This window comes from Corallococcus sp. AB011P (assembly GCF_003611605.1).
GTDB lineage: Bacteria > Myxococcota > Myxococcia > Myxococcales > Myxococcaceae > Corallococcus > Corallococcus coralloides.
In genome coordinates this window covers 16,294-41,415 of sequence record NZ_RAVX01000017.1, presented here as the reverse complement: position 1 = coordinate 41,415, position 25,122 = coordinate 16,294, and the positions used below count along the sequence as shown (strand labels likewise).

The 25,122-nt window shown below is 72.3% G+C and carries 16 protein-coding genes; 4 read left to right on the top strand and 12 right to left on the bottom strand.

Translation table 11 applies throughout. From position 1 onward, the window contains the following. The first annotated feature begins 119 nt into the window (after positions 1 to 119). A complete protein-coding gene (locus tag D7X30_RS30995) occupies positions 120 to 389 on the top strand; it encodes an HU family DNA-binding protein (RefSeq protein ID WP_014394187.1) in 270 nt (89 codons plus the stop codon). 30 nt (positions 390 to 419) lie between these two features. Here D7X30_RS30995 and D7X30_RS30990 read toward each other — a convergent pair whose 3' ends face one another. Beyond that, complete coding sequence (locus D7X30_RS30990; protein WP_120566589.1) at positions 420 to 1,442, bottom strand: M23 family metallopeptidase; 1,023 nt, start codon at positions 1,440 to 1,442, stop codon at positions 420 to 422. A gap of 139 nt (positions 1,443 to 1,581) precedes the next feature. Next, positions 1,582 to 2,607: a low-specificity L-threonine aldolase gene (gene ltaE / locus D7X30_RS30985; protein ID WP_120566588.1), complete on the bottom strand. Its 1,026-nt coding sequence runs from the start codon at positions 2,605 to 2,607 to the stop codon at positions 1,582 to 1,584. Between the two features lie 35 nt (positions 2,608 to 2,642). On the opposite strand from ltaE, the gene nth reads away from it, so the two are divergent. After that, on the top strand, positions 2,643 to 3,353 hold the full coding sequence (nth, locus tag D7X30_RS30980; RefSeq protein ID WP_120566587.1) for an endonuclease III: 711 nt from the start codon (positions 2,643 to 2,645) through the stop codon (positions 3,351 to 3,353). On the opposite strand, the gene def is transcribed toward nth, so the two are convergent. The 6 genes from def to galU all read right to left on the bottom strand — a co-directional run bounded on the left by def (position 3,350) and on the right by galU (position 14,560). Continuing rightward, positions 3,350 to 3,877: a peptide deformylase gene (gene def, locus D7X30_RS30975; RefSeq protein WP_120566586.1), complete on the bottom strand. Its 528-nt coding sequence runs from the start codon at positions 3,875 to 3,877 to the stop codon at positions 3,350 to 3,352. The two genes, nth and def, sit on opposite strands and share 4 nt — an antisense overlap. 53 nt (positions 3,878 to 3,930) lie before the next feature. Next, complete coding sequence (locus D7X30_RS30970) at positions 3,931 to 9,612, bottom strand: response regulator (RefSeq protein WP_120566585.1); 5,682 nt, start codon at positions 9,610 to 9,612, stop codon at positions 3,931 to 3,933. Between the two features lie 16 nt (positions 9,613 to 9,628). Beyond that, entirely contained in the window at positions 9,629 to 12,022 is a 2,394-nt protein-coding gene (gene priA / locus D7X30_RS30965) for a primosomal protein N' (protein WP_120566584.1), read from the bottom strand. Positions 12,023 to 12,198: 176 nt separating this feature from the next. Continuing rightward, a complete protein-coding gene (locus tag D7X30_RS30960; RefSeq protein ID WP_120566583.1) occupies positions 12,199 to 12,807 on the bottom strand; it encodes a glutathione S-transferase family protein in 609 nt (202 codons plus the stop codon). Between the two features lie 101 nt (positions 12,808 to 12,908). Next, entirely contained in the window at positions 12,909 to 13,661 is a 753-nt protein-coding gene (locus tag D7X30_RS30955) for a hypothetical protein (protein WP_120566582.1), read from the bottom strand. Then, positions 13,658 to 14,560, bottom strand: a complete 903-nt coding sequence (gene galU, locus D7X30_RS30950) for a UTP--glucose-1-phosphate uridylyltransferase GalU (protein ID WP_120566581.1) — start codon at positions 14,558 to 14,560, stop codon at positions 13,658 to 13,660. The genes D7X30_RS30955 and galU overlap by 4 nt, the downstream gene beginning before the upstream one ends. A gap of 60 nt (positions 14,561 to 14,620) precedes the next feature. Between galU and D7X30_RS30945 the strand changes: the two genes are divergently transcribed. Beyond that, positions 14,621 to 15,490 (top strand): hypothetical protein, encoded by an 870-nt coding sequence (locus D7X30_RS30945; protein WP_120566580.1) that lies wholly within the window; start codon positions 14,621 to 14,623, stop codon positions 15,488 to 15,490. A gap of 22 nt (positions 15,491 to 15,512) precedes the next feature. Here the strand turns inward: D7X30_RS30945 and D7X30_RS30940 are convergent, their stop codons facing one another. Both D7X30_RS30940 and D7X30_RS30935 read right to left on the bottom strand, forming a co-directional pair. After that, entirely contained in the window at positions 15,513 to 21,293 is a 5,781-nt protein-coding gene (locus tag D7X30_RS30940; RefSeq protein WP_120566579.1) for a hypothetical protein, read from the bottom strand. A 161-nt stretch (positions 21,294 to 21,454) separates the two neighbouring features. Continuing rightward, positions 21,455 to 22,393, bottom strand: a complete 939-nt coding sequence (locus D7X30_RS30935) for an RluA family pseudouridine synthase (RefSeq protein ID WP_120566578.1) — start codon at positions 22,391 to 22,393, stop codon at positions 21,455 to 21,457. A 133-nt stretch (positions 22,394 to 22,526) separates the two neighbouring features. On the opposite strand from D7X30_RS30935, the gene D7X30_RS30930 reads away from it, so the two are divergent. Continuing rightward, entirely contained in the window at positions 22,527 to 24,053 is a 1,527-nt protein-coding gene (locus tag D7X30_RS30930; protein WP_120566577.1) for a peptidase M3, read from the top strand. Positions 24,054 to 24,066: 13 nt separating this feature from the next. Here D7X30_RS30930 and D7X30_RS30925 read toward each other — a convergent pair whose 3' ends face one another. Both D7X30_RS30925 and D7X30_RS30920 read right to left on the bottom strand, forming a co-directional pair. After that, on the bottom strand, positions 24,067 to 24,408 hold the full coding sequence (locus D7X30_RS30925; protein ID WP_014394173.1) for a hypothetical protein: 342 nt from the start codon (positions 24,406 to 24,408) through the stop codon (positions 24,067 to 24,069). Between the two features lie 154 nt (positions 24,409 to 24,562). Continuing rightward, positions 24,563 to 25,108, bottom strand: a complete 546-nt coding sequence (locus tag D7X30_RS30920; protein WP_120566576.1) for a hypothetical protein — start codon at positions 25,106 to 25,108, stop codon at positions 24,563 to 24,565. Between the last annotated feature and the right edge of the window lie 14 nt (positions 25,109 to 25,122).

Here is a 25,122-nt window from a genome sequence, read left to right as displayed (position 1 = left end):
TCATCCGGAGGCCGATTTTCCGGCCCGGGAGCAGGTGGCGCATTGACAGTCGAAAGCTCGATTTGTTACCTCCGCCATCCGCTCGATCAACGCCAGACAACGCAAGAGGGAGGGGTGTCATGACCAAGGCAGAGCTCGTGGAAGTGGTGGCTGCGCAGTCGAAGCTCACGAAGAAGCAAGCCGCCCAGATCCTCGACAGCGTCTTCACCAACATCGGCAAGGCGGTGAAGAAGGACACCCGATTCAGCTACCCCGGGTTCGGCACGTGGTCGTTGCGCTCGCGCAAGGCGCGGAAGATCCGCAACCCGCAGACCAACGAGATGATGAAGCTCAAGGCGTCGAAGACGGTCGGTTTCCGTCCCGCGAAGGAGCTGAAGAACTCGCTGTAGTCGCAGGGCCGTTGTGCAGGCCCGTCCCCCTCAGGGGCGCGAACCCGTGGCCGGGTGACGCCCCTGGGACGTGAGGACGGGGGACTCCGCCGGCATGCGGGCCACGGGACGCCCCTCGTCGGACGCGTCCGGGGCCGCCTCGGGGGCGACGAGCGCCTCCAGCGGATCCAGTGAGTAGCCCTCGTGCCAGAGCTCGAAGTGGACGTGGACGCCGGTCGCCAGGCCCGTGTCCCCCGCGAGCCCCACCACCTCGCCCCTCGCCAGCACCTCGCCGGTCGTCACCAGGACCTCGGACAGGTGGCTGTAGCGCGTCACCCACTGGCCGTCGTGCTGGACCTCCACCATCTTGCCGTGGTCGCCGTTCCAGCCGGCGCGCAGGACGACGCCCCTGTCCGCGACGCCCACGGGCTGTCCCCGGCGGGCCGCCAGGTCCACGCCCGAGTGGCGTCGCAGCTGGCCGGTGATGGGGTGCCAGCGGTCGCCGTAGAGGCTGGTGATGGTGACCGGCTCCACGGGCCAGGCGAGGCGCGGCGGTCCGGAGGGCTCCGGCGGCTGCTCCCAGCGGCGCAGGGTGGACGCGCGCACGATGAGGCGGCCCACACGCACCACCACGGCCTCCGCGAGCGAGCCCGGCATGTCGCCGTACAGGCGCGCGTCCTGCTCCAGCTCCGCCTCCATCACGCCCCGGGCGCGCGTCAGGTCGCGGGTGTCGGTGTGCTCCACCGGCCGGGCCAGGAAGGCGTCCAGGGCCGCGTTCATCGACTCCCAGTTGCGCACCTGCTCGGCGGGCATGGCGCTGCCGCGCTGGACCTTCTCGCGGTAGCCCTGGGCCTGCTTCGTGAACGCGGCGAGGGCGGCTTCGAGTTCCGGGGAGCGTTCCGGCGCCAGGGGCCCACGGGCGCGGTCCGGTTCCCGGGGGAGGAAGGGCGTGCTGCTGTTGGCGAAGCCGCTGTCGCCCGAGGTCGCGTACAGCTCCTCAAAGCTCATCTTCCCCGGCCGCGGCGTCGCGCAGGCGGAGAGGGCCAGCAGGGCAAGGACGGCGGGTCGGCGCACGGCGGGGCGAGACTACCACGCGCGCCGGGCCGTCCACCCGCCCTGGGGGCGTGGATCATTTCCCGTAGCGCACAGGTGCGTGCTGTCCACACCCGGCGTGGAGGCGGCTCGCCCACGGGACGCGGCGGGCCCGCCCGGATCAGCCGGCGAAGGCCTGACGGACGCGCGCCAGGGCGTCGTCGATGTCCGCGGTGGACACGTCCAGGTGGCACACGAGGCGGATGGAGTGCGGGCCGGTGGGGTTGGCGAGCACGCCCTGCTTCAGGAGCAGCGCGGAGGCCTCCGCCGCCGGTCGCACCATGTCCGCGAACACCATGTTCGTCTCCACCCGCGCCAGGTCCACCTTCACGCCCGGCACCTGGGCCAGGCCTTCCGCCAGCCGGCGCGCGTTGGCGTGGTCCTCGGCCAGGCGCTCCACGTGGTGCTCCAGCGCGTACAGCGCCGCCGCCGCGAGGATGCCCGCCTGCCGCATGCCGCCGCCCAGCCGCTTGCGCAGCCGCCGTGCCTCGCGGATGACGTCCTTCTTGCCCGCGAGCGCCGAGCCCACCGGCGCGCCCAGCCCCTTCGAGAAGCACACCGACGTCGAGTCCGTCAGCGACGCCCACGCGGACGCGGGCTGGCCCGCCGCCACCTCCGCGTTGAACAGCCGCGCGCCGTCCAGGTGCACCGCGAGCCCGGCCTTGCGCCCCGCCTCCACCACCGTCTTGAAGCGCTCCACCGGCCACACCGTGCCGCCGCCTCGGTTGTGCGTGTTCTCCAGCGACAGCAGGCGCGTGCGCGGGTTGTGGATGTTGTCCTCGCGCACCGCCGCCGTGACGGTCTCCGGCTTCAGCAGGCCGCGCTCGCCCGGCAGGGGCCCCGGCTGCACGCCCCACAGCGCCGGCACCGCGCCGCCTTCGTACTGGAGGATGTGGCTGCCCTCCTCCGTGAGCACCTCGTCGCCGGGGCGGCAGTACGCGCCGATGGCGATCTGATTCGCCTGCGTGCCGGAGGGGACGAAGACGGCGGCCTCCAGTCCGAGCCGCTCGGCCACGCGCTCCTCCAGCCGGCGCACCGTGGGGTCCTCGCCGTAGACGTCGTCGCCCACCTCCGCGTCGGCGATGAGCCTGCGCATGGCGGGCGTGGGCTTCGTCACGGTGTCGGAGCGGAAGTCGATGGGCTTCATGGTTCTCCTCGCTGCGTGAAAAGGGATGCCCCGCCATGGCGCTTGGGCGGGGCCGCCCCGTGACATACAACGCCCGCGTGGCCCGGCGAGAGACAGTGGGTGAGAAGCGGCAGCGTGCGGTGTCGGTCCTGGACGGTCTGGAAGCAGCCATGCCGGACGCCCGCATCGAGCTGGACTACCGCACGCCGCTGGAGCTGCTGGTCGCCGTCATCCTGTCCGCGCAGTGCACCGACAAGCGCGTCAACCTGGTGACCCCTGCCCTGTTCGCCCGCTTCCCGGATGCCCCGGCCTACGCGCGCGTCGAGCCCACGGACGTGGAGCCGTTCATCCGCACCTGCGGGCTGTACCGCGCGAAGGCGAAGAACATCGTCGCCACGGCGCGCGCGCTGGTCGCGGAGCATGGCGGGCAGGTGCCGCTTACGCGCGACACGCTGGCGGAGCTGCCGGGCGTGGGGCTGAAGACGGCGGGCGTGGTGTGCATCCACCTGGGCGGCGACGCGGCCTTCCCTGTGGACACGCACGTGAAGCGGCTGGCGTACCGGCTGGGCTTCACCACCCACGAAGACCCGGACAAGGTGGAGAAGGACCTGCAGGCGCTGCTGCCTCGCGAGCGGTGGACGCTGGGGCATCAGCTACTGGTGTGGCACGGGCGGCGCACTTGCTTCGCGCGCTCGCCCGATTGTGGCTCCTGCGTGGTGGCGGACCGCTGCCCCAAGAAGGGCGTGCGCGCCACCGCGAAGGCTTAAGCGGACGCCGGAGCGCCCTGCTCGCGCGACGCCTTGAGCTTCTTCATGCGCTTGCGGATGAACTCGCGCTTGAGCGTGGAGACGTGGTCCACGAAGACGGTGCCGTCCAGGTGGTCCGCCTCGTGCTGCACGGCGATGGCCAGCAGGCCGTCACAGCGCAGCGTCTGCTCCTGGCCTTCCTCGTCCAGGTAGCGCACCGTGGCGAAGGCGGCGCGGTCCACGTCCTCGGCCTCGCCGGGGATGGAGAGGCAGCCCTCCGTGTAGGTCGTCTCCCCTTCGAGCAAGACGAACTCCGGGTTGATCATCGCCAGGGGCTTGGAGTCCGGCTGCTGCGGCCGGGTGTCCAGGACGATGATGCGCTGGAGGATGCCCACCTGCGGGGCGGCGAGACCGACGCCCTCGGCGGCGTACATGGTCTCGAACATGTCCTTGATGAGCGCGCGGACCTTGTCGTCCACCTTCGCCACCGGCTTGGCCTTCTGCTTCAGGATGGGGTCGGGCCAGATGAGAATCTCGCGAACCATGGAGGGGACTCTTAACCCCTCCGGACCGCGACGGGCAACCGTTCCACCGGGCATCAGTCGAGCAGATTACGGGCGTACTCGCCCCGCAGGCGGTCGTCTCCCAACGCCCGGGCGGCCTCCGTCAACACCGCGCGAATCTGCTGCGCGCGGTGCTGGAGCGCGGGGTCCGGATGTCCGGCGAAGCGCAGCGGGTGGAACTCGGCGGCGAGCAGCGCGTAGGCCCGCTTGACCTCCTCACTCCCGGCCGAGCGTGCGAGCCCCAACACGGTGAAGTAGTCCGCGTCCTGGATCTCCTCGAACTTGGCCTCCAGGCGGTGCACGTCCAGCTCCGGCGGCAGGCCGCCGTGGGCGTCCTCCGACGGCGGATGCAGCGCGATGAGGCCCAGCGTCCTCGCCACCGCGAGCGTCTTGAGCGCGCCGTCCTGCGGCAGGCCCGCGCCCAGGAGCAGTGACTCCAGCGTGCGTTCGCCGTCCACGGCCTGGAGGAGCTGGAGCTCGCGGGCGGAGAGGCCGAAGTCCGCGGGGGGCATGTGCGCGTCGCCTCGGGAGACCTGGGCGCGCAGCGAGCCCGCTGCGTCCAGGAGCGATTCGGCGGTGAGCGTGTTGCGCAGCCCTTCCGCGAGCAGGTGCAGCGGCGGACGCGTGGCGGCGGCGAGCGCCACCTCGTGGGGCGCGGGCTCCGGCACCAGACGGTAGAGCGTGGAGGGCTCCGCGAGCGCGTCCAGGAAGACCTGTTCGGTGTAGCGCTGGACCAGCGGGACGGATTCGGCCTCGCGCACGTAGCCGCGCCCGCGCAGGGCTTCCAGCAGCGTGCCGGTGGTGGCGCTGCGCACGAGCCGCAGCTCGGCTTCCTGGCGCGCGTCGATGAGGCCGTCCGCGCGGGCGCGGTCGACGAGCGACTCGCCCTGCGCGGAGGACGCGGCGCCGACCAGGGCTCCGTCGCGCAGCCAGAGGACGCGCAAGGCGTTCATCACCTTGAGCTCCAGGCGCACCTCCATGCGCGCGTCGCAGAGCCGCAGGATGAGGCGCGAGAGGCCCTCTTGAGTGAGGCTGCCGCTGCGGGCCACCGCCATCTCCGGGCGGCCGGGCGATTCGAGGGGGATGATGGTGGCGCGGGCCTGGGCCGCGGCTTCTTCCGCGTCCCGCTGCGCTCGGGCTTCGAGTTGTTCGCGCTCGCGTTCGGCCTGGAGGCGCTGTTCGACGGCTTCGGCTTCGAGCCTCGCGCGGGTTTCGCGCTCGCGGGTGAGTTCCTCACGGAGCTGGTCGAGCTGCGCTTGCAGGGTGTCCTTGGCCTGCGTGAGGTCCGTGGATTCGGAGCGGGCGCGGGCTTCGGCTTCGGTGCGTGCCTGGGTCTCGGCGGCGAGACGGGATTCCGCGGCGGTGCGGGCCTGGGACTCGGTTTCGAGGCGGGCTTCGAGGTCCTGGCGTGCCCGGCCTTCGGAGTCGAGGCGGACTTCCAGCACGGTGCGCAGCCGGCCTTCGGATGTGGCCTTGGCGGTGGCTTCGGCGGCCTTCTGCTCGGCCTGGAGGGCGCGGGTTTCCGCGGCGGTGCGGGCCTGGAGCTGCTGTTCGGCGGTGGCTTCCGCTTCGGCGCGAGCCTGTTCGGCCTGGGCCATGCGGGTCCGCGCGAGTTCGTCCGCGTCGGTCCGGGCGTGCGTGGACTGCTCGGCGCGGGACTCCGCCTGGGCGAGGGACTGCGCGAGTTGATCCGCCCGGGCCTGGGCCTGGGTCAGCTCCTGCGTGAGCTGCTCGATGCGAGCCTGGGCCTCGGTGCCAACGCGGGTGGACTCCTCCGCGCGTGCCTCGGTTTCCGTGCGCGCCTGCGTGAGCTGATCGATGCGAGCCTGGGCCTCGGTGCGTGCTTGCGCGAGCTGATCCGCGCGGGCTTCCGCTTCCGTGCGCACCTGAAGGAACTGCTCCGCGCGGGCCTCTGCTTCGGCTCGTGCCTGCGTGAGCTGTTCGATGCGGGCTTCAGCCTCGGTGCGCGCCTGCGTGAACTGTTCGATGCGGGCTTCAGCCTCGGTGCGCTCCTGCGTGAGCTGTTCGATGCGGGCTTCAGCCTCGGTGCGCTCCTGCGTGAGCTGATCCGCGTGGGCATCAGCCTCGGTGCGCGCCTGCGTGAGCTGTTCGATGCGGGCTTCAGCCTCGGTGCGCTCCTGCGTGAGCTGATCCGCGTGGGCATCAGCCTCGGTGCGCGCCTGCGTGAGCTGTTCGATGCGGGCTTCCGCTTCCGCGAGCGCCTGCGTGAGCTGCTCGATGCGAGCCTGGGCTTCGGCCTGGGCCTGCGTGAACTGGTCCTCGCGGCTCCCCGAGTTGGACTGGAGCTGCTGGAGTTGCTCCGCTCGGGCCCCTGCTTCGGCCCGTGCCTGCGCCAGCTGCTCGGTGTTGGCGTCGCGGGCTTTCTCGGCTTCGGTGGCTCGCGCTTCGGCCTGATTCAGGGCCTGCGTCAGTTGCTCCACGCGGGCTTCCGCCTGGAGCAGGGCTTCGGCGTTTCGTTCGGCGGTGGCTTCCGCGGCGGCGCGGGCCTCCTCGGCTTGCGTGGCGCGGCTTTCGGCCTGGCTCACCGCCTGGGCGGACTGTCTTGCCTTGGCTTCGCCCTGGAGCAGCACCTGCGCCAGTTGCTGCGCCCTGGCCTCCACCTGCGCCAAGGCCTGCGCGGACTGCTTCGCCTTCGCCTCGGACTGCGCCAGCGCCTGCGTGGCCTGCTGCACCCGCGTCTCCGCCTGGGCCAGCGCCTGCGCGGAGTGCTTCGACTTCGCTTCGGACTCGGCCAGCGACTGGGCCAGTTGGTGCGCTCGCACCTCCACCAGGGACAGCGCCTGCGCGGAGTGCTTCACCTTCGCTTCGGCGGCGGTGCGGGCCTTCGCCTCCGCTTCAGCCCTGGCTTCCGCCTCGGCACGCCGCGCCTCCAGGTCCGCACGGAGCGCGGCGTCCTCGGTGTCGCGGCTCTCCGCCTGCGCGGACTCGGATTGCGCTCGCTGACGCGTGTCCTCGCGGGCCTTGGATTCGGCTTCCACGCGGGCTTCGGCCGCGATCCTGGCTTCGGTCTCGGCTTCGAGCCGCGCTTCCACGTCCGCGCGTGCGGCCTGCTCCAGCTCCGCGCGGGCTTCGGCTTCCTCGCGCGACTGCGCTTCCTGGCGGGCTCGGAGCTCGGCCTCCTCGCGCGCCTGGACCTCCGTGGCGAGCCGCTTCTCGAGTTCGACGAGCTCGAGCCGGGCCATCTCCGCGAGGGCTTCGGCTTCGCGGCGGTCGCGCGCCTCGGCTTCCGCGCGGGCTTCGGCCTCCACGCGGCTTCCGGCCTCGGAGGCGAGCCGTGCCTCGACCTCCGCGAGGGCCTCCGTCGCCGACTCGGCCCGGACTTCCGAGGCCTCATGGGCCGCCGAGGCCTGCTTCAACAGGGACTCGGCTCGGGCGCGAGCGTGGACCTCCGCTTCGGCCCTCACCTCCACTGCGCTCCGGGCCTCCACCTCCGCGTCCGCTTCGAGCCTCGCGTCTTCGCGTGCTCGCTCTTCGCTCGCGATGCGCTCTTCCAGCTCGACGCGGAGCGACTGCTCCGATTCGGCCAGGGCTTCCGCGTCCGCGGCCCGGGCCTCCGCCTCCTCGATGGCGGCGTGGGCCAGCGCGAGCTCCTCGCGCAGTGACTCCAGCTCCGCGGCGAGCTCCGACGACGGCTCGGCCGCGTCCGGGCGCGCTGGAGCGGAGGCTTCCTGCTCCTGGGTGCGCGTCTTGTTCGCCCGCTGCAGGCCTCCGGGCACCTGCAGCGGCGACGACGGTGCCTGGACTTCCAGCCGGGCGTTCTCGCGCGACGAGGCACCAACTGCATCCGCGGCACCGTCGCGCGGATTCGCGGAGGAGCCAGGTGGCGTCACCGCATCCCCTGCTCCTGCCGCGACAACGGCACCGGACGCATTGTCAGGAAGCGAGGTGCCACCTGCACGTGCCGCATCGCCCACTCCGGACTCGTTGCCCGGACGCGTGGAGGTGCCTCCCGTTGCCGAAGCACCGGACTTGTCGCTCAGGCCCGCGGCGCTGCCTCCCGAGCCTGCCGCATTGCCCGAGGCCGCGGCGCTTCCACCCGCTCCTGCTGCATCGCCTGGGCTCGCGGACGAGACACCCACGCTCGCCACGACACCCGCGCTGCTCTTGCCCGACGAGCGCAGCGGGACACGGGCCGCGACACGCAGCGGCCTCTCGGTGTTCACGCGCGGCGCGGTGCTGTCCGCCGTTCCTCCATCGCGCGACTCCTTGGCCTCATCCGGACGCGACGCCTCCTTGCCCGGCTTCGCGTCATCAATCTTCGCGCGTGCCGCATCCGTCGGGCTCGCGGTGCCCGACGACTCCGCCCACTGGAGGGGCTTGGAGCCCTCCGACTTCGCCTCCTCGACGGTCTCGGAGTCGAACCAGTCCGAACCCACCGGCTTCGCGGCGTCCGAGGAGGACTCCTCATCCTCCTGCTCGCGCGCCTCGGCGGAGGCCTTGAGGTCCGCCTCCAGCACGTCCCAGTTCGACAGGCCCGCCGCCGCCAGCTCCTCCGCGGTCGGCTCCGAGGGCGCGTCCTCCTCCGCCCCACCCGCCGCCGCGGCTCGCTCCTCCGCCGCCACGTCGTCCGCGACCGAACCGAAGTCCGTCTCGTCGGAGTCTTCCACGCCGCCCGGAGACGCACGCGCCTCCAGCTCCGGATCCGGCTCCAGCTCCTTCCACGCCAGCGGCTCCGAGCCCTCCGGCTCCGACGCCTTCGCCTCCTCGTCCGAGTCGACGTCGAAGAACCCCTCGTCCCCCAGCTTTGGCGCGGGCTTCACCGGCTTCAGCCCCGGCGGGGTGAGCCGCTCTTCACGGAACGCGAGCTGCCCCTCGGCGGGCGCCTCTTCCTCGCCCTCCTCGTTCGGGAACGGAAAGCGCAACGTGGTGCGCGCTTCCGGTGGACGGCCCTCGTCCACCCCTTCCGCGTTCGGCGGCTCCGCGTCCCACTCACTGCCGACGCTCGCGTCCGGATCCTCCTCGCCCCATGCCTCGCCGGAGTCACCCTCCTCCGTCGCCCCGGTCCACTGCGACTTCGTGCCCACCGTCAGCGCGGAGTCGATGGAGGCGATCGCCTCCGTCTCCACTTCCAGGTGCGCCTGCTCCAGCGCGGCGTTCATCGCCAGGTGGGTGCTGCGCTCGCGCTGCTGGTGCACGGCGTGCGCGCTGCGCTCCTCGCGCGTCATCGCCGCCACTTCCCAGTCCGTCTGGTTCAGCGGCGCCAGGTCCCCGAACAGCGCGTTCGCCAGCGCGGGGTCCCCGCCCACCGAGCGCGGCGCCGTCGCATGCCAGGCCTCGTCCGCCGCCGGGGCGCTCCCCTTCGCCGGCTCCTGCAGCGTCCGGTTCTCCACCACGCGCCAGCCATCCGCCTCCGCCGGCGCGCGGATCAACGTGTCCACCAGCGTCACGAAGCTCGGCCCGTCCAGGGGCAGCGGCGCCACCGGAGCGCTGAAGCCTTCGATGGGCTCACTCAGCAGCAGCACCCGAGCCTTGTGGCCTTCCGGGTGCTGCACCAGCTCCTCCAACACCACGCGCCCGCGGTCGCTCTCCACGCTCGGTGCGAGCACGATGAGCTCCGGCAGGTGATGCCCGAATGCAATGAGCGCGTCCGCGGCGGAAGTCGCGAGGATGACCTCGTGCCCTTCGCGGGACAGCAGTCGCCGGACGGCGGCGATGGTGGCGATATCGTCGTGTACGAGGAGGACCGAGGCGCCCATGGGGGAGCCAGGGAGTCTACAGCATGGCCCCGGGATCCACGTCGATGACGACCTTCACCCCATTGGGCACATCCGCCAACGCCGCCTCCAACCGGGCGAGCAGTGGGGCGAGCGCCGCATGCGTCGGCGCCTTCAGGAGCAACTGCCAGCGCGTCTTGCCCCGGATGCGGGCAATGGGCGCCAGGGCCGGCCCCAACAGGCGCACCCCCGCCGACGCCGGCGGCATGTGTCGTCCCACCAGGTTCCCCAGGAACCGAGCCACACCCGCGGTCTGCTCCGGGTGCTCACCCTCCAGCCGGACGGACGCCATGCGCGCGAAGGGCGGATAGGCCAACGCCTTGCGCCACTCCAGCTCCTGCTTGGAGAACCCGTCGAAGTCGTGCGCCAGCATCCGCTTCACCGGCTCCGCGTCCGGATTGTAGGTCTGCACCAACACCCGCCCCGGGTCCTTCCCACGCCCCGCGCGCCCCGCCACCTGGGTCAACAGGTGGAAGGTCCGCTCAGCGGCTCGGAAATCGGGAATCGCCAGGGAGGTGTCCGCCATCACCACGCACACCAGCGTCACGCCCGGGAAGTCGTGCCCCTTGGCCACCATCTGGGTGCCCACCAGCACGTCGAGCTCCCGCCGCGCGAAGGAGGCCAGCAGCTCCGTCAGCTTCTCCGCGCTCGTCGCGGAGTCCCGGTCCAGCCGCGCTACGCGTGCGTGCGGCATCCGCTCCAGGACCTCCGCCTCCACACGCTCCGTGCCGATGCCGAGCTTGAGCAGCGGGCCGGTGCACTCGCGGCAGCTGTCCGGGACCGGGAAGGCCACGCCGCAGTAGTGGCACACCACCCGGTTCTGCGAGCGGTGGTGCGTCATGCACACGTCGCAGTCCTGGCACTTGAGCGACAGGCCACACACCTCGCACAGGAGGATGGTGCTGTGGCCGCGGCGGTTGAGGAACAGGATGACCTGCTGCCCCTTGGCCACCGTCTCCTCCATGGCCTGGAGCATCTGCGGGCTCAAGATGGGCGCCTCTTCCGTCACCTGGCCCTCGCGCGGACGCTCCACGCGCAGGTCCACCAGGTTGATGGTGGGCATGGGCCGGTCGTCCACGCGGTTCTTCAGCTCAATCAGCTTGTAGCGGCCAGAGCGCGTGTTCTGGAGCGTCTCCAGCGAAGGCGTCGCGGAGCCCAGCACCACCACCGCGCTGGCCTGCTTGCCGCGCACCACCGCCAGGTCGCGCGCCTGATAGCGCAGCTTCTCGTCCTGCTTGAAGGACGGGTCGTGCTCCTCGTCCACGACGATGAGCCCCAGGTGCTCCACCGGCGCGAACACCGCCGAGCGCACGCCCACGGCGATCTTCACCGTGCCCTTGCGCAACGCCTGCCAATGGAACAGCCGCTCGCGGTCCTTCAGCCCCGAGTGCAGCACCGCCACGTCGCCGCCGAAGCGGCTGCGGAAGCGCCCCACCAGCTGCGGCGTCAGCGCGATTTCGGGCACCAGCACCAGGCTGCCCAGGCCGCGCGCGAGCGTGTGCTCCACCGCGCGCAGGTACACCTCCGTCTTGCCGCTGCCGGTGACGCCGTGCAGGAGGTACGGCTGGAAGCCGCCCGCGTCGACGGCGCCCTGCAACTCCTTCACCGCCAGGGCCTGCTCCGGGGTGAGTCGGTCCGGGCGGTTCTGCACCAGGCCCTCGCGCACGCCGGGCTGCAGCGTCACCTCCACCCACTTCACGAACTTGCGCGTGGCCAGCTTCTTCAGCGTCTCGCGCGCGCCGGGGATGGCGTGCGTCACCTCGTCCAGCGGCGCGCGTCCACCCACCGCCAGGAGGTACTGGAGCACCGCGGCCTGCGCCGGGGCGCGAGCCAGCTGCGGAGGCACCTCCGTGATGAGCGCCTCCACGAAGAACTGGATGTCCGGCTTCGCTTCCTTCTCATCCACCGCGGTGGAGAGGCCCGGCGGCAGCGCGCCGCGGATCACCTCGCCCAGCGGATAGCGGTAGTGCTCCGCGGTGAAGCGCAGGAGCGCGATGAGGTCCTTGGGGAGGGACGGCGAGTCCTCCAGCACGCGCTGGATGGGCTTGAGCCGCACGCCGCCTTCCACTGGCGCGTTCGCGGGCCCCAGGTAGAAGCCCAGCGCCATGCCCCGGCCGAAGGGCACGAGCACGCGCTGCCCCGGGGCGAGCTTTTCCCCGAGCGCCTCCGGCACCAGGTAGGTGAACTCCCCGCGCACGGGACGGCCCACGGCGACAGAGGCAAGTTGGGCGGGAGTGGCGCTCACGACGGGGCGCACTGTAGCGGCGTGCTCCCGCTGCGACACTTCCCTTCCCACATCCGTACGCCGCGTCCGCAACGGAATGGAACCGCGAGAGGGGGCCTCTGCCTGTGCCCGAGGAAAACCACCCAGCGCGAAGTGCTCTTGCTCCATGACCGACCTCTTGCCGCCAGTTCCCCGGCCCGCCCGTCCTGCACCCGGGATCCACTGTGCCCCGGGCGTCTGACATCCCCGGTGCCCTGGAAACACGAAGGGCCCCTCCCGACCCTGGAAGACAGGGTGCGGAAGAGGCCCGGGTGGCCTGCGGGGAAGAGGGACGAGCGGGCGGGCTAGCGGCCGGCGGCCTTCTTCACGGACGGGCGGTTGGACACGCGGTCCCACCAGGCCATCACGTTCTTGTACGGGGCCACGGTGTCCTTCTCCCCCATGACGAAGAGGTACTCCATGTACGGCGCGAAGCAGACCTCGGCGAGCGTGAAGTCATTGCCCGCCAGGTACGGCCGGGTCGCCAGCGCCGCGTCGAGGACCTCCAGCGGACGCTTCAGGCCCTCGCGGCCCTTGGCGATGTTCTCCTCGTTGTTGGTGCCCCGGAAGCGCTCCATGACGATCTTCATCGCCGGGCCGGAGAAGTAGGACTGCTCCACGCCGATGAACTGCTCCATCAGCGCGTAGGCCTTGGGGTCCGCGGGCGTCAGCGACGGGCCCGGCAGGGTGCGGTCCAGGAAGCGGCTGATGGCGCGCGACTCGTACATGACAAAGCCGTCGTCCAGCTCCAGCGCGGGCACCACGCCAAAGGGCTGGCGCGCCACGTGCGCGGGCGACTTCTGCTCGCCCTTCTGCAGGTCGATGTTGATGAACTCGACCTCGTGGCCCTTCTCCGCCAGGACGGTGAGGACCTTGCGGGTACACGTGCTCATCGGGTTGCCATGGAGCTTCATGCGAATCGCCTCCGCGCCGGGAACCGGGGATATCCCGGTCCTGGAACGGGCGGGACTTTCACCGTCAGCCCCGCCCGCCGCAAGCGAATCGAAGCGCGCCGCTACTTGAAGAGCGTGTCCGGCACGGCCGAGCGGTTGTCCGCCTTGAGGGCGGTGAAGCGAACCACGCGCTGGCCCGCCTTCCACACCTCCACCGTGCGGGGCATCCAGTCGCCGGTGGCCGGCGAGGCGTAGTCCAGGAAGCGCACGTCCCAGGCCGCCCCGGACGCGTCCGAGTAGCGCAGCCGCGCGGGCCGAAAGGCGTCCTTGTAGACCCAGAACTGGGGCTTGCCCTCCGCGGGGTCTCCCAGGACGAAGGCCACCTCACCGCCGAAGCGCGCGAGCGACGTGACCTTCGTGTTGACGCCCAGCCCCTGGAGGTAGGCCTCCTGGGCGAGCTTGGTGTCCTGCACGCTGCCCGCGTCCTGCGCGAGGATGGCGCACACCTGGGCCACCAGCACGGAGACGGCAGGCATCTCCTTGCCCTCCACGCGCTTCTTGCCGGAGACCTGCACGGTGGAGGACTTGAGGCTGCTGTCCGGCGAGCTCGCGTCGAAGCGGCAGCGGCCCGGAATCTTCACGGACAGCACGCCGTCACCCTGGAGCTCCGGGCGGTCCGTGGGGACGTTGAGGGCGGCCCCCGCCTCCGCCACACCCGTGGAGGAGAAGATGACGGAGCCTTCCACGCGGAAGGCCGACAGGCGCTTCTCCTCCCGCGCGGTGGCCATGCGCCGCAGGATGGAGCCGCCGGGCAGCACGTAGGCGCCGGCGGCGAGGGACACGAGGACTGCGGATACAGCGATGAGACGCTTCACGGCTTCTCCGTCTTGACGACCTCGCGCAGGTACTCCAGGAGCCCTCCGCGCAGGTCGGGGCGCTTGAGCGCATAGGCGATGTTCGCCTTGAGGTAACCCACCTTGTCACCGGCGTCGTAGCGCTGGCCCTGGAACTTGTAGCCCAGCAGACCTTCGGTCTTCTGGAGCGTGGCCAGGCCGTCCGTGAGCTGGATTTCCCCGCCCACGCCCGTGGTCTGCTTCTCCAGGATGGGGAAGATGGACGGGGGCAGCACGTAGCGGCCAATCACCGCCAGGTTCGACGGGGCGGTGCCCTTCTTGGGCTTCTCCACCACGTGGTCGATTTGAATGACGCCGTTGCCCAGGTCCTTGCCCGCGGCGATGCCGTACATGTGCGTCTCACTGTCGGGGACCTCCATCAGCGCGATGACGGCCTTCTGGTGCTGCTGGTAGATGCGCGCGAGCTGGCCGATGCCCGGATCCTCCGAGTCGATCATGTCGTCGCCCAGGAGGACGCCGAAGGGCTCGTCGCCGATGACGCTCTTGGCGCACAGCACCGCGTGGCCCAGGCCGAGCGGCTCCTTCTGGCGCACGCTGATGATGCGCACCAGGTTCGCGATGGCGCGCAGCTTGTCCGCGTCCGCCGTCTTGCCGCGGGCGCGCAGCGTGGTCTCCAGCTCGAAGCCGATGTCGAAGTGGTCCTCGATGGCGCCCTTGCCGCGGCCGTTGATGACGACGACGTCCTCGATGCCCGCGGCGACGGCCTCCTCCACGATGTACTGGAGGGTGGGCGTGTCGACGATGGGCAGCATCTCCTTCGGCACGGCCTTGGTGGCCGGGAGGAAACGGGTGCCCAGGCCGGCGGCGGGGATGACGCACTTGCGGATGAGCTTCGCTGCCTTCGTGTCAGGAGAGGACATGGGGCGGGGAATCTATTGGTGGCCCAGAACCCCAGCAAGCCGGATAGATTCCCCGGTGCCATGCCGCTCCGTGCCATCGCCGCCGCCCTGTCGTTGACGCTCTCCGTGGTCCCCTTCCTCGCCCGAGCCGCCACGACCGAACGGGCCGATGAGCTGCGCAACATCGCGAATGCACGGTCCCAGGGCATGGGCGGCGCCTTCCGGGCCACGGGCCTGGGTGCGGATGCACTCCTGGGCAATCCGGCGGCGATAGCGCTGTACCCGGCCTACCGCATCGAGGGCACGGGGGCGTACGACCCTCGCAACAAGGAGGGCTTCCTGGGCATCAACCTGACGGACTCCAGCAGCGGCCGGCTGGCGCTGGGCGTGGACTACCACTGGCTTTCGCTGGGGCGCGGCGGGGGGCGCACGTCCGCGAACCTGAGCACGCTGGGCGCGGCGATACCCCTGGGGCAGTCGCTGCTCATCGGCCTATCGGGGCACTACCTGCGGCTGAATGGCCAGTCGCGCTTCGCCAACTCCATCACGATGGACGCGGGCATCCTGGTGCGGCTGAGCGAGCAGCTGACGCTGGGAGTGTCGGGGAACAACCTCATCGACACGGAGAACGTGGAGCTGACGCGCTACTTCTCCGCGCACGCGGGCTACGTGGGGCAGGTGGTGGTGGTGGCGTTCGACGTGCGCGGGGACTTCGAGACGCGCGACTCGACGGTGCTCACGTACAACACCGGCGCGGAGTACATCTTCGACCAGACGATTCCGCTGCGCGCGGGCTACACGTACGACGGCTTCCAGAAGATATCGCGCGTGACGGTGGGCGCGGGCTTCTTGTCGCCCGGGGGCGGCGGCGTGGACCTGGCGTACCAGCACGACCTGGGCGGGCTGAACGGGCGCGTGCTGTCGCTCACGCTGCGGTTGCTGGTGAACTGAGGCGCTTCCAGGCGAAGCCGCTCTAACGGCCGCGGCCGGCTTCGGCGGCGTCCCGCAGGGCGAGGTAGCGCTCGGAGGCGGCGAAGCGGACCAGCTCCTCCAGCTCCGAGTCGTTGGGGCGGCGGGCCCGGAGCACGGTGAGCGCGGGCCCGGGGCCTCCGCAGGCGACGAGCCCCGCGCGGTTGGCGGAGTCTCGCGCGGCGGCGACGAGCAGGCTCGCGTCGAAGTCCCGGGTGCCGGGCTCCATCAGGAGGGCGGCGCGCTCCAGGGCCTTGGGAGACAGGGACTCGCGCACCACGCGGGCGTCGTCGCCGGCGTCCTTGGGGTTCTTGAGGACGGAGGACAGGAGCGCGAGCGCGCGCAGCAGGTGGTCCTTGCGCAGGGCGCGCAGGGCGAGCAGGTCCGGTGACAGCGAGAACAGCGCGCGGCCGGCGTGGAAGCGCAGCTCGGCGTTGGTGGGGGGCTGCTGCACGAGGAGCCGGCCCACGACGAGGCGCGGGGCGCTGGTGTGCAGCGGGGTGATGTTGGCGCTGTCGTCGTCGCCCGCGACAAGCTCCGGCAGGGGTACGCCCAGGAGGCGCGCGGCGCCGTTCAGCGCGTCGAGCACGGCGGCGGCGCCCGGGCCGGAGGAGGCGCGCAGGGGCTCCGTGGTGTTGGCGATGCGCGCGGGCGACGGGAACAGCCGGCACAGCGCGATGCCCACGCACGCGAGCAGCTCCCCGGACGGGGTGCGCAGGCCCGGGTGGCGCAGGCCGGCGCGCTCCTGGTTGGTGAGGGGCGTGCGCTGCACGCGGGGCGCTGGGACGTCGCGGCCCTCCAGGGAGTCCGCGAGCTCGCGCATGAGCGCGGCGCGGGTGCCGTCGCCGCGCTGGTCGAAGTGGTCCACGAGGCCGCGGTAGGGCTTCGGGTCGAGCGGGCTCTCCCGCACGAGCTTGAAGACGAGCGGCTCCGCGGAGGTGGCGTCCGCGGGGGGCGCGGCGTCCGGGACGGCGGCGGGCGTCTCGCGGGTCTCGGTGGAGCCGACGGTGGGGCGGCCTCCGGCCTGGGGACGCGTGGGGGCCGGGCCGGAGACGGTGCCTTCGGGACGGCCGGCGCGGTGGATGCGGCGCACGGGGTCCATGCGGCCGGGAGGCGCTTCCCACGCGATGACGCTCGTGGCCTCCACGGGCCCGGCGCCGAGTTCCTGGGCGTCCTCGTCTTCGTCCTCGGACGGAATCTGGCTGAGGAGCGGGATGTCGGGCGGGGCTTCGGGAGCGGCGCGGCCCTTCGCGGGAGGGGCGACGGGGCGCGAGGCTCCGGCCATGGCGCGCGGCGCGGGGGCCGGGGGTTCCACGCCACTGGCGGACAGCGGGGCACGGGGAGGCGGAGGGGGTTCCACGCCGCTGGCGGACAACGCGACCCGGGGCGCGTGTCCGGCGCGCGGGGCGCGTTCCACGCGGGACGGGGCTTCGCGCACCTGCGTGCCCGCGTTCTTGGAGGAACGGGCGTTGTCCTCGGAGGTGGACGCAGCGGAGGCGGCCTTGCTCGACGCCGGGGCTTCGGGCTCCGCGTCCAGCGGGAGCGATGCTCCGAAGGCCGTGGTCCTTTCGCGCGGAGGTGTGGCGGCGGCTCGCGGCTTGCGGTCGGGCGCGGAGGTTGCGTCGTCCTGCGTGGGGCCGGGTTCCTGGGCCGAGCCGCCGCGAGACAGCTTCGCGGCCCGAGCCATGCCGCTGGGAGCGGGGGCGGACTCCGCGAGGGAGACAGGGCTCTCCGCTGGCGCCTTCGCGGCGCGACGGGGGGAGTCCGCGTCTTGCGAAGTGCTCGCGACCGAGCCGTGACGGCCGGATGGAGCCTTGGGCTGGCGGGTGGCGTCCGTGCTGGATGCCGTGGCGCCGACGGAGGCGTGACGGCCGGACGGAACCCTCGGCTGGCGTGCGGCATCCGCGCCAGATGCCGTTGCGCCTACGGGAGCGTGACGACCGGACGGGGCCTTTGGCTGGCGGGTGGCGTCCGTGCCCGGCGCTGCGGTACCGACTGGCGCATGACTTCCGGAGGGTGCCTTGGGCTGGCGCGGTGCTTCCGTGGGGAACGGTGAGGTTCCTACCGGTGCATGACGTCCCGAGGGCGCCTTGGGTTGCCGAGGTGCTTCCGTGGACGTCGCTGCGGTGTCCACCGGAGCGTGACGTCCCGAAGGAGCCTTGAGCGGGAGGTCGACCTCCGCGCCCGGCACTGTATCCGCGAGGGACACAGGGCTTCCCACCGGAGCCTTCCCGGATGCGGGGCGGCGCTGCGCTTCCGTTCCCTGGGCGGCGTCTCCTACCGACGCGTGCCGTCCCGAGGGGGCCTTGGCGACATCCGCGACCGGAGCATGGCTTCCCGAGGGGGCCTTCCCAGGCTGCGACGCGGCTGGAGACGCTCCCGCGCCTCGCTCTGATTCCTTCCGCGACGCACGCTCAGCCGTGTCACTCCGAGCCCCCGCGCGCCCTCGCTTCTTGTTGCCAGGAGCCGCGTCGGGCTCCTCGCCAGCCGTGTTCGTCGAGCCGACTGGTGCTGCCGCGTTGCCGCGTCCCTTGCGCGCAGTCGCGCTGGCCCCTGGAGCCCCGGCCTTCTGGCCCGCGCCGTCCTTCGCTCCGGTCGAGCGCTTCTCCGGGGCATTGGCGGACGAGGCCTCCGCCGCCTGGAGCAGCGACGGGACGTCCGTGTTGGACGTCACCTCGTCGGACAGGTCCTTGCGCTTCGCCGCGGGCACCCGGCCCGTGGCGACTGGCGGAGCGACGAGCACCGACGGTGGCGGCACCCCGCCGGCCTGCGAAGGCGCCGGACGCGCGGGCTCCGGCGATGGCGGATGGGCGCGCTGCTCGCGGGACTTGCGCAGACTCTCGGCGCGGCGCGCGTAGAGGCGGGCCTTCTCGGTGTTGTGCAGCACCTCGCGGCAGAAGAGCGCGAGCCGCTCCCACGTGTGCTGGCGCTCCTCGTCGTCCTCCGTCGCGGTGGCCGCGTTCTCCAGCGCCCAGGCGGCCTCGCCGAATTGCTCGCGCTCGGTGCAGCGGTCCGCGAGCAGCAGCCAGGCTTCCTTGTGCCCCGGCTCGAAGCGCACGGCCTGGCGCAGCTCCGCCAGGGCCGCTCCCGCGTCGCCCATCGCCTCCAGCGTGGCGATCCGCTCCAGGTGCGCCTTGCGCGCGGCCGGTCCCCGAGGCTCACGGGCGAGCTGCGCGTGCAGCAACGCACTCAGCGCGGGCAGGTCGCCCAGGCGGCGCGCGAGCGCCAGCAGGTGCTCCCGGGGTTGCTCATTGTCCGGGCTCTCCGCGAGCACTTCCGCCCAGGCCCACTGCGCGATGCGCAGGTCGCCCAGGGACTCCTCCGCGGTCCGCGCGAGCACCCGCAGCGCGTCCAGGCGATCCGGCGCGCGGCGCGGCGCGGCGGCACAGGCGGCGCGCAGGCGCTCGACCTGGGCGAAGCGCTCGTCGTCGGACACGCTGCGCACCAGCCCCGCGAGCACGGGCAGCATTCCGGGCACGAGCGCATCCGCCGCCTCGAAGTCCTCGCGCGCCTTCGCGGGGTTGCCCATGTTCAGCTGCCGCTCGCCTCGCGTCAGCAGGGCCACGGCGCGGGCCCGCGAGGTCCTCGCCCGGGAGATCGCGTCATCGAGCGCACGGCGCACGAGCGAGGCGTCCTCCCGCTGAGACAACAGCCGGACCTGTTCACGCAACGCAGTGCGCTCACCGGTCAGCTCGACGATCTCCCGGTACATGCGCGCGGCGCCCGCGGAGTCCTGGAGCTCGTTCTCCATCACCTCCGCGAGCCGGGTGAGGGCTTCGGCGCGCTCGGGGGCGTCCTTCGCGCGGTCCGCGCGCTTGAGGTACAGCTGGGCCAGCTCGCGCCAGGCGCTGCGCGCGATGAGCTGGGCCTCCTGGCGCTGGGACCAGGCCCGCTCCGAGCCTTCGTCCGCGGTGCGTGCCGACGCAGCTGCATCCGAAGCCGGGGGCTCGGAGGGCTTCACCGAGGGGACGCGCGTGGAGTCGCGCCGGGGCGCGGCGGTGGCGGCCTGCGCGGGGGAATCCGCCTGCGGGAAGACGACTTCCGAAGTCGATTCCTCCTCGTCGAACGCGGGCTTCGAAGCGGCGGGGACCAGCACGGAGGCCCGTCGCGGAGCGGATGGCTTCCCGTCACGGGACTGCGTTGACGCGGAAGCGCCCTTCTCCGCTTCGACACGCTCGGGAGGGATGATCTCCGAGGTCGCCTCTTCGTCGTCGAACGCCATCGCTGGCGCACCCGGCACCAGCACCGCGCTGGACGGACGCGGAGGGAGCACTTCCGACGTCGCTTCGTCCGGGTCGGGGGCATTCGACGGACCGCCCGGCACCCGCACCGCATCCGGCTGGCGTGGGGACGGCTCGTCAGGAGCGGAGGTCTTCGAGGGTGCCGCCGTCATCGCGGCCGGAGATTCCTCGGAGGGCTTCTGCGACGAAGGCTTTCCGTCGAAGGCCTGTGCGGCATCGGCAGGCGGCGCTTCCTCGAGCTTCTTGCCGAAGACCTGCGTCGCCTCGAACAACGGCGAAGCGGGTGGCGCGGCAGCAGGCGCCGGCGCCTCAACCTTCCCGTCGGGTGTCCGCACCGCATCCGACGCCGCTGCTTCAGTCGTCGTCGCAATGGCCTTCACTTCGGACGCTGCTGCCGTGTCCGGAAGCAGTGGCGTCTGCGTCGCACTCGCTGGCGGTGTTCCACCGACGTGCTCGGCCGCATCCGCTGACGACGATGACGTTTCGACGCGCTCAGGCGCCTTTGCCTCGCCTGACAACATCAATGCGCTCAACGCCGCGATGACGGGTTCGGGCACCGGCGCGGACGGCGATGCGACGACGGACGCAGGCGCATCCGCGGCGTTCACGGACGACGCCGCACCCGAGGCCGCTGCGCTCACCGCATCATCTGACGCCCGCGCCTCGACCGCTGACGGCGACCCATCCGATGCAGCAGGGCCCATGTCGCTCGGCGCCTGCGCCTCATCTCCAGGGCGCACCGTGTCCGGTGCCTTCTCGCCAGCCTCCTGCGCAGCGGAGCCTTCCCCCTTGAGGCGGGGTGACCCGGCGAGCCCTGCACCGGAGTCCGTCTCACTTCGTGCACCGGAAGCTCCCGCCGACACGGGCTCCGGAATCGTCCTCGCTCCCCGTGGCGGCGTCACCACCCGGGCCTTGCCCGGCCCTTCGTCTTCCCAGGGGAACTCCGGTCCTCGCGACGCCGTCCGTGCCGGTTCCGCCCACTCGCCCAGCGGGACCTGCACCGTGGCGGCCCGGGGAGCCCACGCCTGCGGGGCCGGCACCGAAACCACCGGCATCTCCACCACCGTGTTGCCCAGCTCCGGATCCGACAGCGCCAGCGCGGACACCTCCACGGTCTTCGTCCGGGACTCCTCGTCCTCCGCCAGGGGCTGCGGCGACGGCACCGACTTCGCCTTCGCCACCCGCTCGCGCAGCACGTCGAGCACGAAGCGGGCCCGGGCGTCATCCGGCGCGTCCATCAACAGCCCGTTGAGCACCGCCGCGGCGCGCGCTTCCTGTCCCGTGCGCCGCAACACCCGCGACAGCTGGCGGCGCACCTCGCGGCGCACCTCGCCCCGCTCCGTCACCATCGCCGCGTCCAGCAGGGTGATGACCGCGCGCTCCGTGCCCGCCTTCAGCGCGCACCGCACCAGCACCGCCGCGAGCCGGGGCGTCATCGGCAGGGAACGGCTGGCGGACACCAGGCCGGAATACGCCCGCGCCGCCTGCCCCTCCTGGAGCAGCCGAGCAGCGTCCCGGCAGATCCGGGCCACCGCGCCTCGCACGTCCTCTCCTCGCGAGCCTGGCTCCGGTCCGCGAAGGGAGGGCTCCGGCGTCCGTGGGCCCTTGCCGTGTCTCCCGCCACCCATGAAGCCCCCAGTCTACACACGATGCGCGCGACGGGGGCATCCTGTCCGCCAGCACAGGGCCCTGGTTTTCCAGGTTCTCAGGACGCGTCCGAGGCCACGATGGGCCCCTCCGGAACGCGCACGCCCGCCGACTCGAAGAACGCCCGCAGGTCCTCCGGCACCGCCGCCTCCAACCGCAGCGGCCCGCCCGTGCGCGGATGCCCCAGCTCCAGCGTGTGCGCGTGCAGCAGGCACCGCGCCGCCATCAGGCCCCCCGCGCTCCCCGCGCCGCCATAGCGCGAGTCCCCCAGGATGGGGTGCTCCAGCGCCGTCAGGTGCGCCCGGAGCTGGTGCGTGCGGCCCGTCCGGGGCAGCAGCTCCACCAGGCTGAACGCCTCCCCCGCGAACAGCGTCCGGTAGTCCGTCCACGCGGGCACGCCATTGGCCGCGCGGGTCGCCCGCCAGCGCCCCGGCCGCGACGGGTCCTTCGACAGGGGCAGGTCCACCGTGCCGCCCACCGGGAGCCCCGGCCCCGTCGCCGCGAGGTAGCGCTTGCGCGCGGTGCCCTCCCGGAACGCCTCGGCCAGCGCGGAGGTGGCGGCGGCCGTCTTGCCGAACACCGTCACTCCTGACGTCTCCCGGTCCAACCGGTGCACCAGCCCCGCCTGCCGTCCCAGGTGCTCGCTCACCAGGTCCACCAGGCTGCCACCCACGCGGCCTTCCGTGGGCTGCGCGTTCAGGCCCGCGGGCTTGTCCACCGCGATGACGTCCGCGTCCTCGAACAGCACGCGAAAGGGGACCGCGGGCTTCGAGGCCTCCAGCGGGCTCTGCCCGGCCTCCTCCAGCACCACCGTCACCACCTGCGCGGCCTGGAGCTTCACGGCCCCATCCCGCGCGCGCCGTCCTGCCACGTACACGGCGCCCACGTCCACCAGCCGCCGCACGTCCGCCACCGGCAGCGCCAGCTCCGCCGCCACCGCCTCCACCAGGGCACGGCCCACGTGCGCCCCCTCCGCCCGGAACGTCCGGCGCTTCATCGCGCGCCGCCCCTTTCCAGGAGGGACTCCAGGGGGGCATGCGGACAGGCGACGGAGGCGGAGGACATGGCGCGACACTCTATGCGCGTGCTCCCTGCCCTGACGCGGGCTTCCTGTTACCTTCCGCACCGCCATGGACCGCCCCCTGCTCTCCGTCCGGTCGCGGCTGGATGACTTCCTCGCCGAGCTGGCCACCCTCCAGTACCGCTACGGCGCCGGACTCTCCCCGGACCTCCCCGTCGCACGCCTCTACGCGTCCTTTCCGGAGCTGTCCTCGCCGGAGACCTTCGCCGCCGCCAGCGAGGCGCTCGCCCGCGCGAAGGGCAAGGGCGACCCCGACCCCGTCGCCATCCGCCGCATCACACTGGTGCGCGAGCTCATCGCCACCCAGGTGGAGGAGTCGCTCGCCCTGCCCGCGGCGGACGCCGTCGTCGCGCTGGAGGCCCGCTCCCACATCCCCGCGGACGACACGACGCTGTCCCTGGCCCAGACCCTGTCCCAGATTCCACGCGAGCCCAGCCGCTCCCGCCGCGCCCTCCTGGAGCGCGGCGCCGGCAACTTCCTCTGGGACCACCGTGGCCCTTATGGAGACCGGCGCGACGCCACCCTCCAGGCCGCGGAGGTGCTGGGCTTCCCGGACTACCCCTCGCTGCGCCAGGACGTCACCGGCATCGACGCGGGCAAGCTGGCCGAGGCCGCCGAGGAGACCCTCAAGCGCACCGAGGACGCCTACCGCGACGTGCTGGCCTACGTGCTGCGCAAGCTGGAGCCCACCCTGCGCCCGCTGCCCGGCGGCGAGGCGCGGCGCCACGACGTGCAGCACGCCCTGCGCGCCCCGTGGATGGACGCCTGCTTCCGCCGCGAGGACACCGTCCCCGCCGTGATGCGCTGGCTGTCCGACTGGGGCCTCCACCCGGAGGCTGGCGGCCAAATCCGCCTGGATGACGAGGCCCGCCCCGGCAAGGCGTCACGCCCCTTCGTCGCCGCCGTGCGCGTGCCCAACGAAATCCGCCTGGTCCTCCAGCCCCGGAGCGGCATGGACGCGCTGGGCGACCTGCTCCACGAGCTGGGCCACGCGTGGCACCTGGCCCACGTGGACGCGGACGCCCCCATGGAGCTGCGCCGCCTGGGCGACGCCTCCGTCACGGAAGCGTATGCCGCCACCTTCGAGCGGCTGCTGCTGTCCCCGCCCTGGCTCAAGCGCTACCTGGGCCTGCCGTCCGGCACGACGAAGGACGTCGTGCGCCTGGCCGCGTTCCAGGCCCTGGCCGTGCTGCGCCGCCACTGCGCGAAGCTGTCCTACGAGCTGTCCCTGAGCACCAAGGGCGCCTCCGCCGACCGCGCGGACGAGTACGCCGACGGCCAGCGCCGCGCACTCTTCGCGCAGCCGCACCCGGGCTTCTTCCTCCATGACGTGGACTCACAGCTCTACGTCACCCGCTACCTGCGGGCCTGGGCCCTGGAGACCCGGCTCACCGCGCACCTGCTGGAGCGGTTCAACGAGGACTTCTGGCGCAACCCCTCCGCCTTCACCTGGCTCAAGGGGCTTTTCGCGCGCGGCGGCGCCGCTGACGCGGAGGGACTGGCCACGGAGGTTTCGGGCACGCCGCTGGCGCTGCCCGAGGCGGGAGCGCGCCTCGTGGCCATCCTCAACCAGTAGGGAGTACGGCCCCCTACTTCTTCTTGGCGCGCAGCGCGCGGACGATCTTGTCCTTCGCCGCGTTGGCCGGAGCGACCTCGCGAGCCGGCGCCTTGGAGGCGTTGGCCGCGGTGCGCGTCTGGCCAGTGCGCGCGCGCATGGCCTTCATCAGCTGCATCTCGATGACGAGCAGCTCGTCCGCCAGCTCCGCGTTCGCACCAGCGGCGCGGGGCAGCGGCGCGCTCTTGCTGGGAGCGCCCGCGCCGTGGCGCATGCGCAGAGCCTTCTCCTCCGTGGCCGTCAGCGTGGTGGACTTCTCCAGCGCCGCCTTGACCTCTTTCGCGGTCAACGTGCTACTTCCGACCTTGCGCTCCATCTCCGCTCCCTTCGTTGTGCACGCCTGAACACCCGAGCATGTCAGATGCGTCTGGGCCGCAACCGACGAGGATTGTAGAGGACGCAAGAGGGCCGTCAAAATTTCTTCCAACAGGCCGCTGCCAGTCTGTAGCGACCCGCCCCACCCGCTACAGCTACAGATGCATCCCCAGCCCCAGGAACGTGGAGCGCAAGCTCTGTCGCTCCCCGGAGAAGGGGGAGCCCCTGGCGGAGAAGTTCTGGTAGCGCGCCTCGGCGGAGAGGAAGAGGTTCTCCCCCAGCTCCACTCCCACGCCGCCGCACAGCTCGAAGCCCAGCTGGAGCACGCGGCTGCCCAGCGCGTCCGGGGCCACCGGCTGGGGCCGTGAGTGGGGCACCAGCATGCTGGCCCCCGCTCCCAGGAAGGGCCGCACCCGGGTGTCCCCCAGGGGCACCACGCGCACGGACATGGGTGTCACCTCCGTCAGGTGCCGGCTGGACGCCAGGTGGCCGCCCACCTCCAGCACCGCCCCCGGCTTGCGGTACGCCCAGCCCAGGCCCGCGCTGTAACCCACCGTGGGCGCCCCTTCCGCGTCGCCCTGGAGCACGTAGGCCCCCAGCGGCGCGACGGTGATGCCCAGGTTGCGGGCGGGTTCGGCGAGGGCCGGGGTCGCCAGGAGTGCGAGCCCGGCACACGCCAGGGGGAGGGCGGAACGGAACATGGCCTCCCGTGAGA

What these genes read in the sequence shown, in the direction of transcription:
- D7X30_RS30995 (WP_014394187.1), top strand. Translation starts at nt 120, where the DNA reads ATGACCAAGGCAGAGCTCGTGGAAGTGGTGGCTGCGCAGTCGAAGCTC.
- D7X30_RS30960 (WP_120566583.1), bottom strand. Translation starts at nt 12,807, where the DNA reads ATGAAGCTCCATGGCAACCCGATGAGCACGTGTACCCGCAAGGTCCTC.
- def (WP_120566586.1), bottom strand. Translation starts at nt 3,877, where the DNA reads ATGGTTCGCGAGATTCTCATCTGGCCCGACCCCATCCTGAAGCAGAAG.
- D7X30_RS30945 (WP_120566580.1), top strand. Translation starts at nt 14,621, where the DNA reads ATGCCGCTCCGTGCCATCGCCGCCGCCCTGTCGTTGACGCTCTCCGTG.
- nth (WP_120566587.1), top strand. Translation starts at nt 2,643, where the DNA reads ATGGCGCTTGGGCGGGGCCGCCCCGTGACATACAACGCCCGCGTGGCC.
- D7X30_RS30935 (WP_120566578.1), bottom strand. Translation starts at nt 22,393, where the DNA reads ATGAAGCGCCGGACGTTCCGGGCGGAGGGGGCGCACGTGGGCCGTGCC.
- ltaE (WP_120566588.1), bottom strand. Translation starts at nt 2,607, where the DNA reads ATGAAGCCCATCGACTTCCGCTCCGACACCGTGACGAAGCCCACGCCC.
- D7X30_RS30970 (WP_120566585.1), bottom strand. Translation starts at nt 9,612, where the DNA reads ATGGGCGCCTCGGTCCTCCTCGTACACGACGATATCGCCACCATCGCC.
- priA (WP_120566584.1), bottom strand. Translation starts at nt 12,022, where the DNA reads ATGGAGCAAGAGCACTTCGCGCTGGGTGGTTTTCCTCGGGCACAGGCA.
- galU (WP_120566581.1), bottom strand. Translation starts at nt 14,560, where the DNA reads ATGTCCTCTCCTGACACGAAGGCAGCGAAGCTCATCCGCAAGTGCGTC.
- D7X30_RS30920 (WP_120566576.1), bottom strand. Translation starts at nt 25,108, where the DNA reads ATGTTCCGTTCCGCCCTCCCCCTGGCGTGTGCCGGGCTCGCACTCCTG.
- D7X30_RS30930 (WP_120566577.1), top strand. Translation starts at nt 22,527, where the DNA reads ATGGACCGCCCCCTGCTCTCCGTCCGGTCGCGGCTGGATGACTTCCTC.
- D7X30_RS30925 (WP_014394173.1), bottom strand. Translation starts at nt 24,408, where the DNA reads ATGGAGCGCAAGGTCGGAAGTAGCACGTTGACCGCGAAAGAGGTCAAG.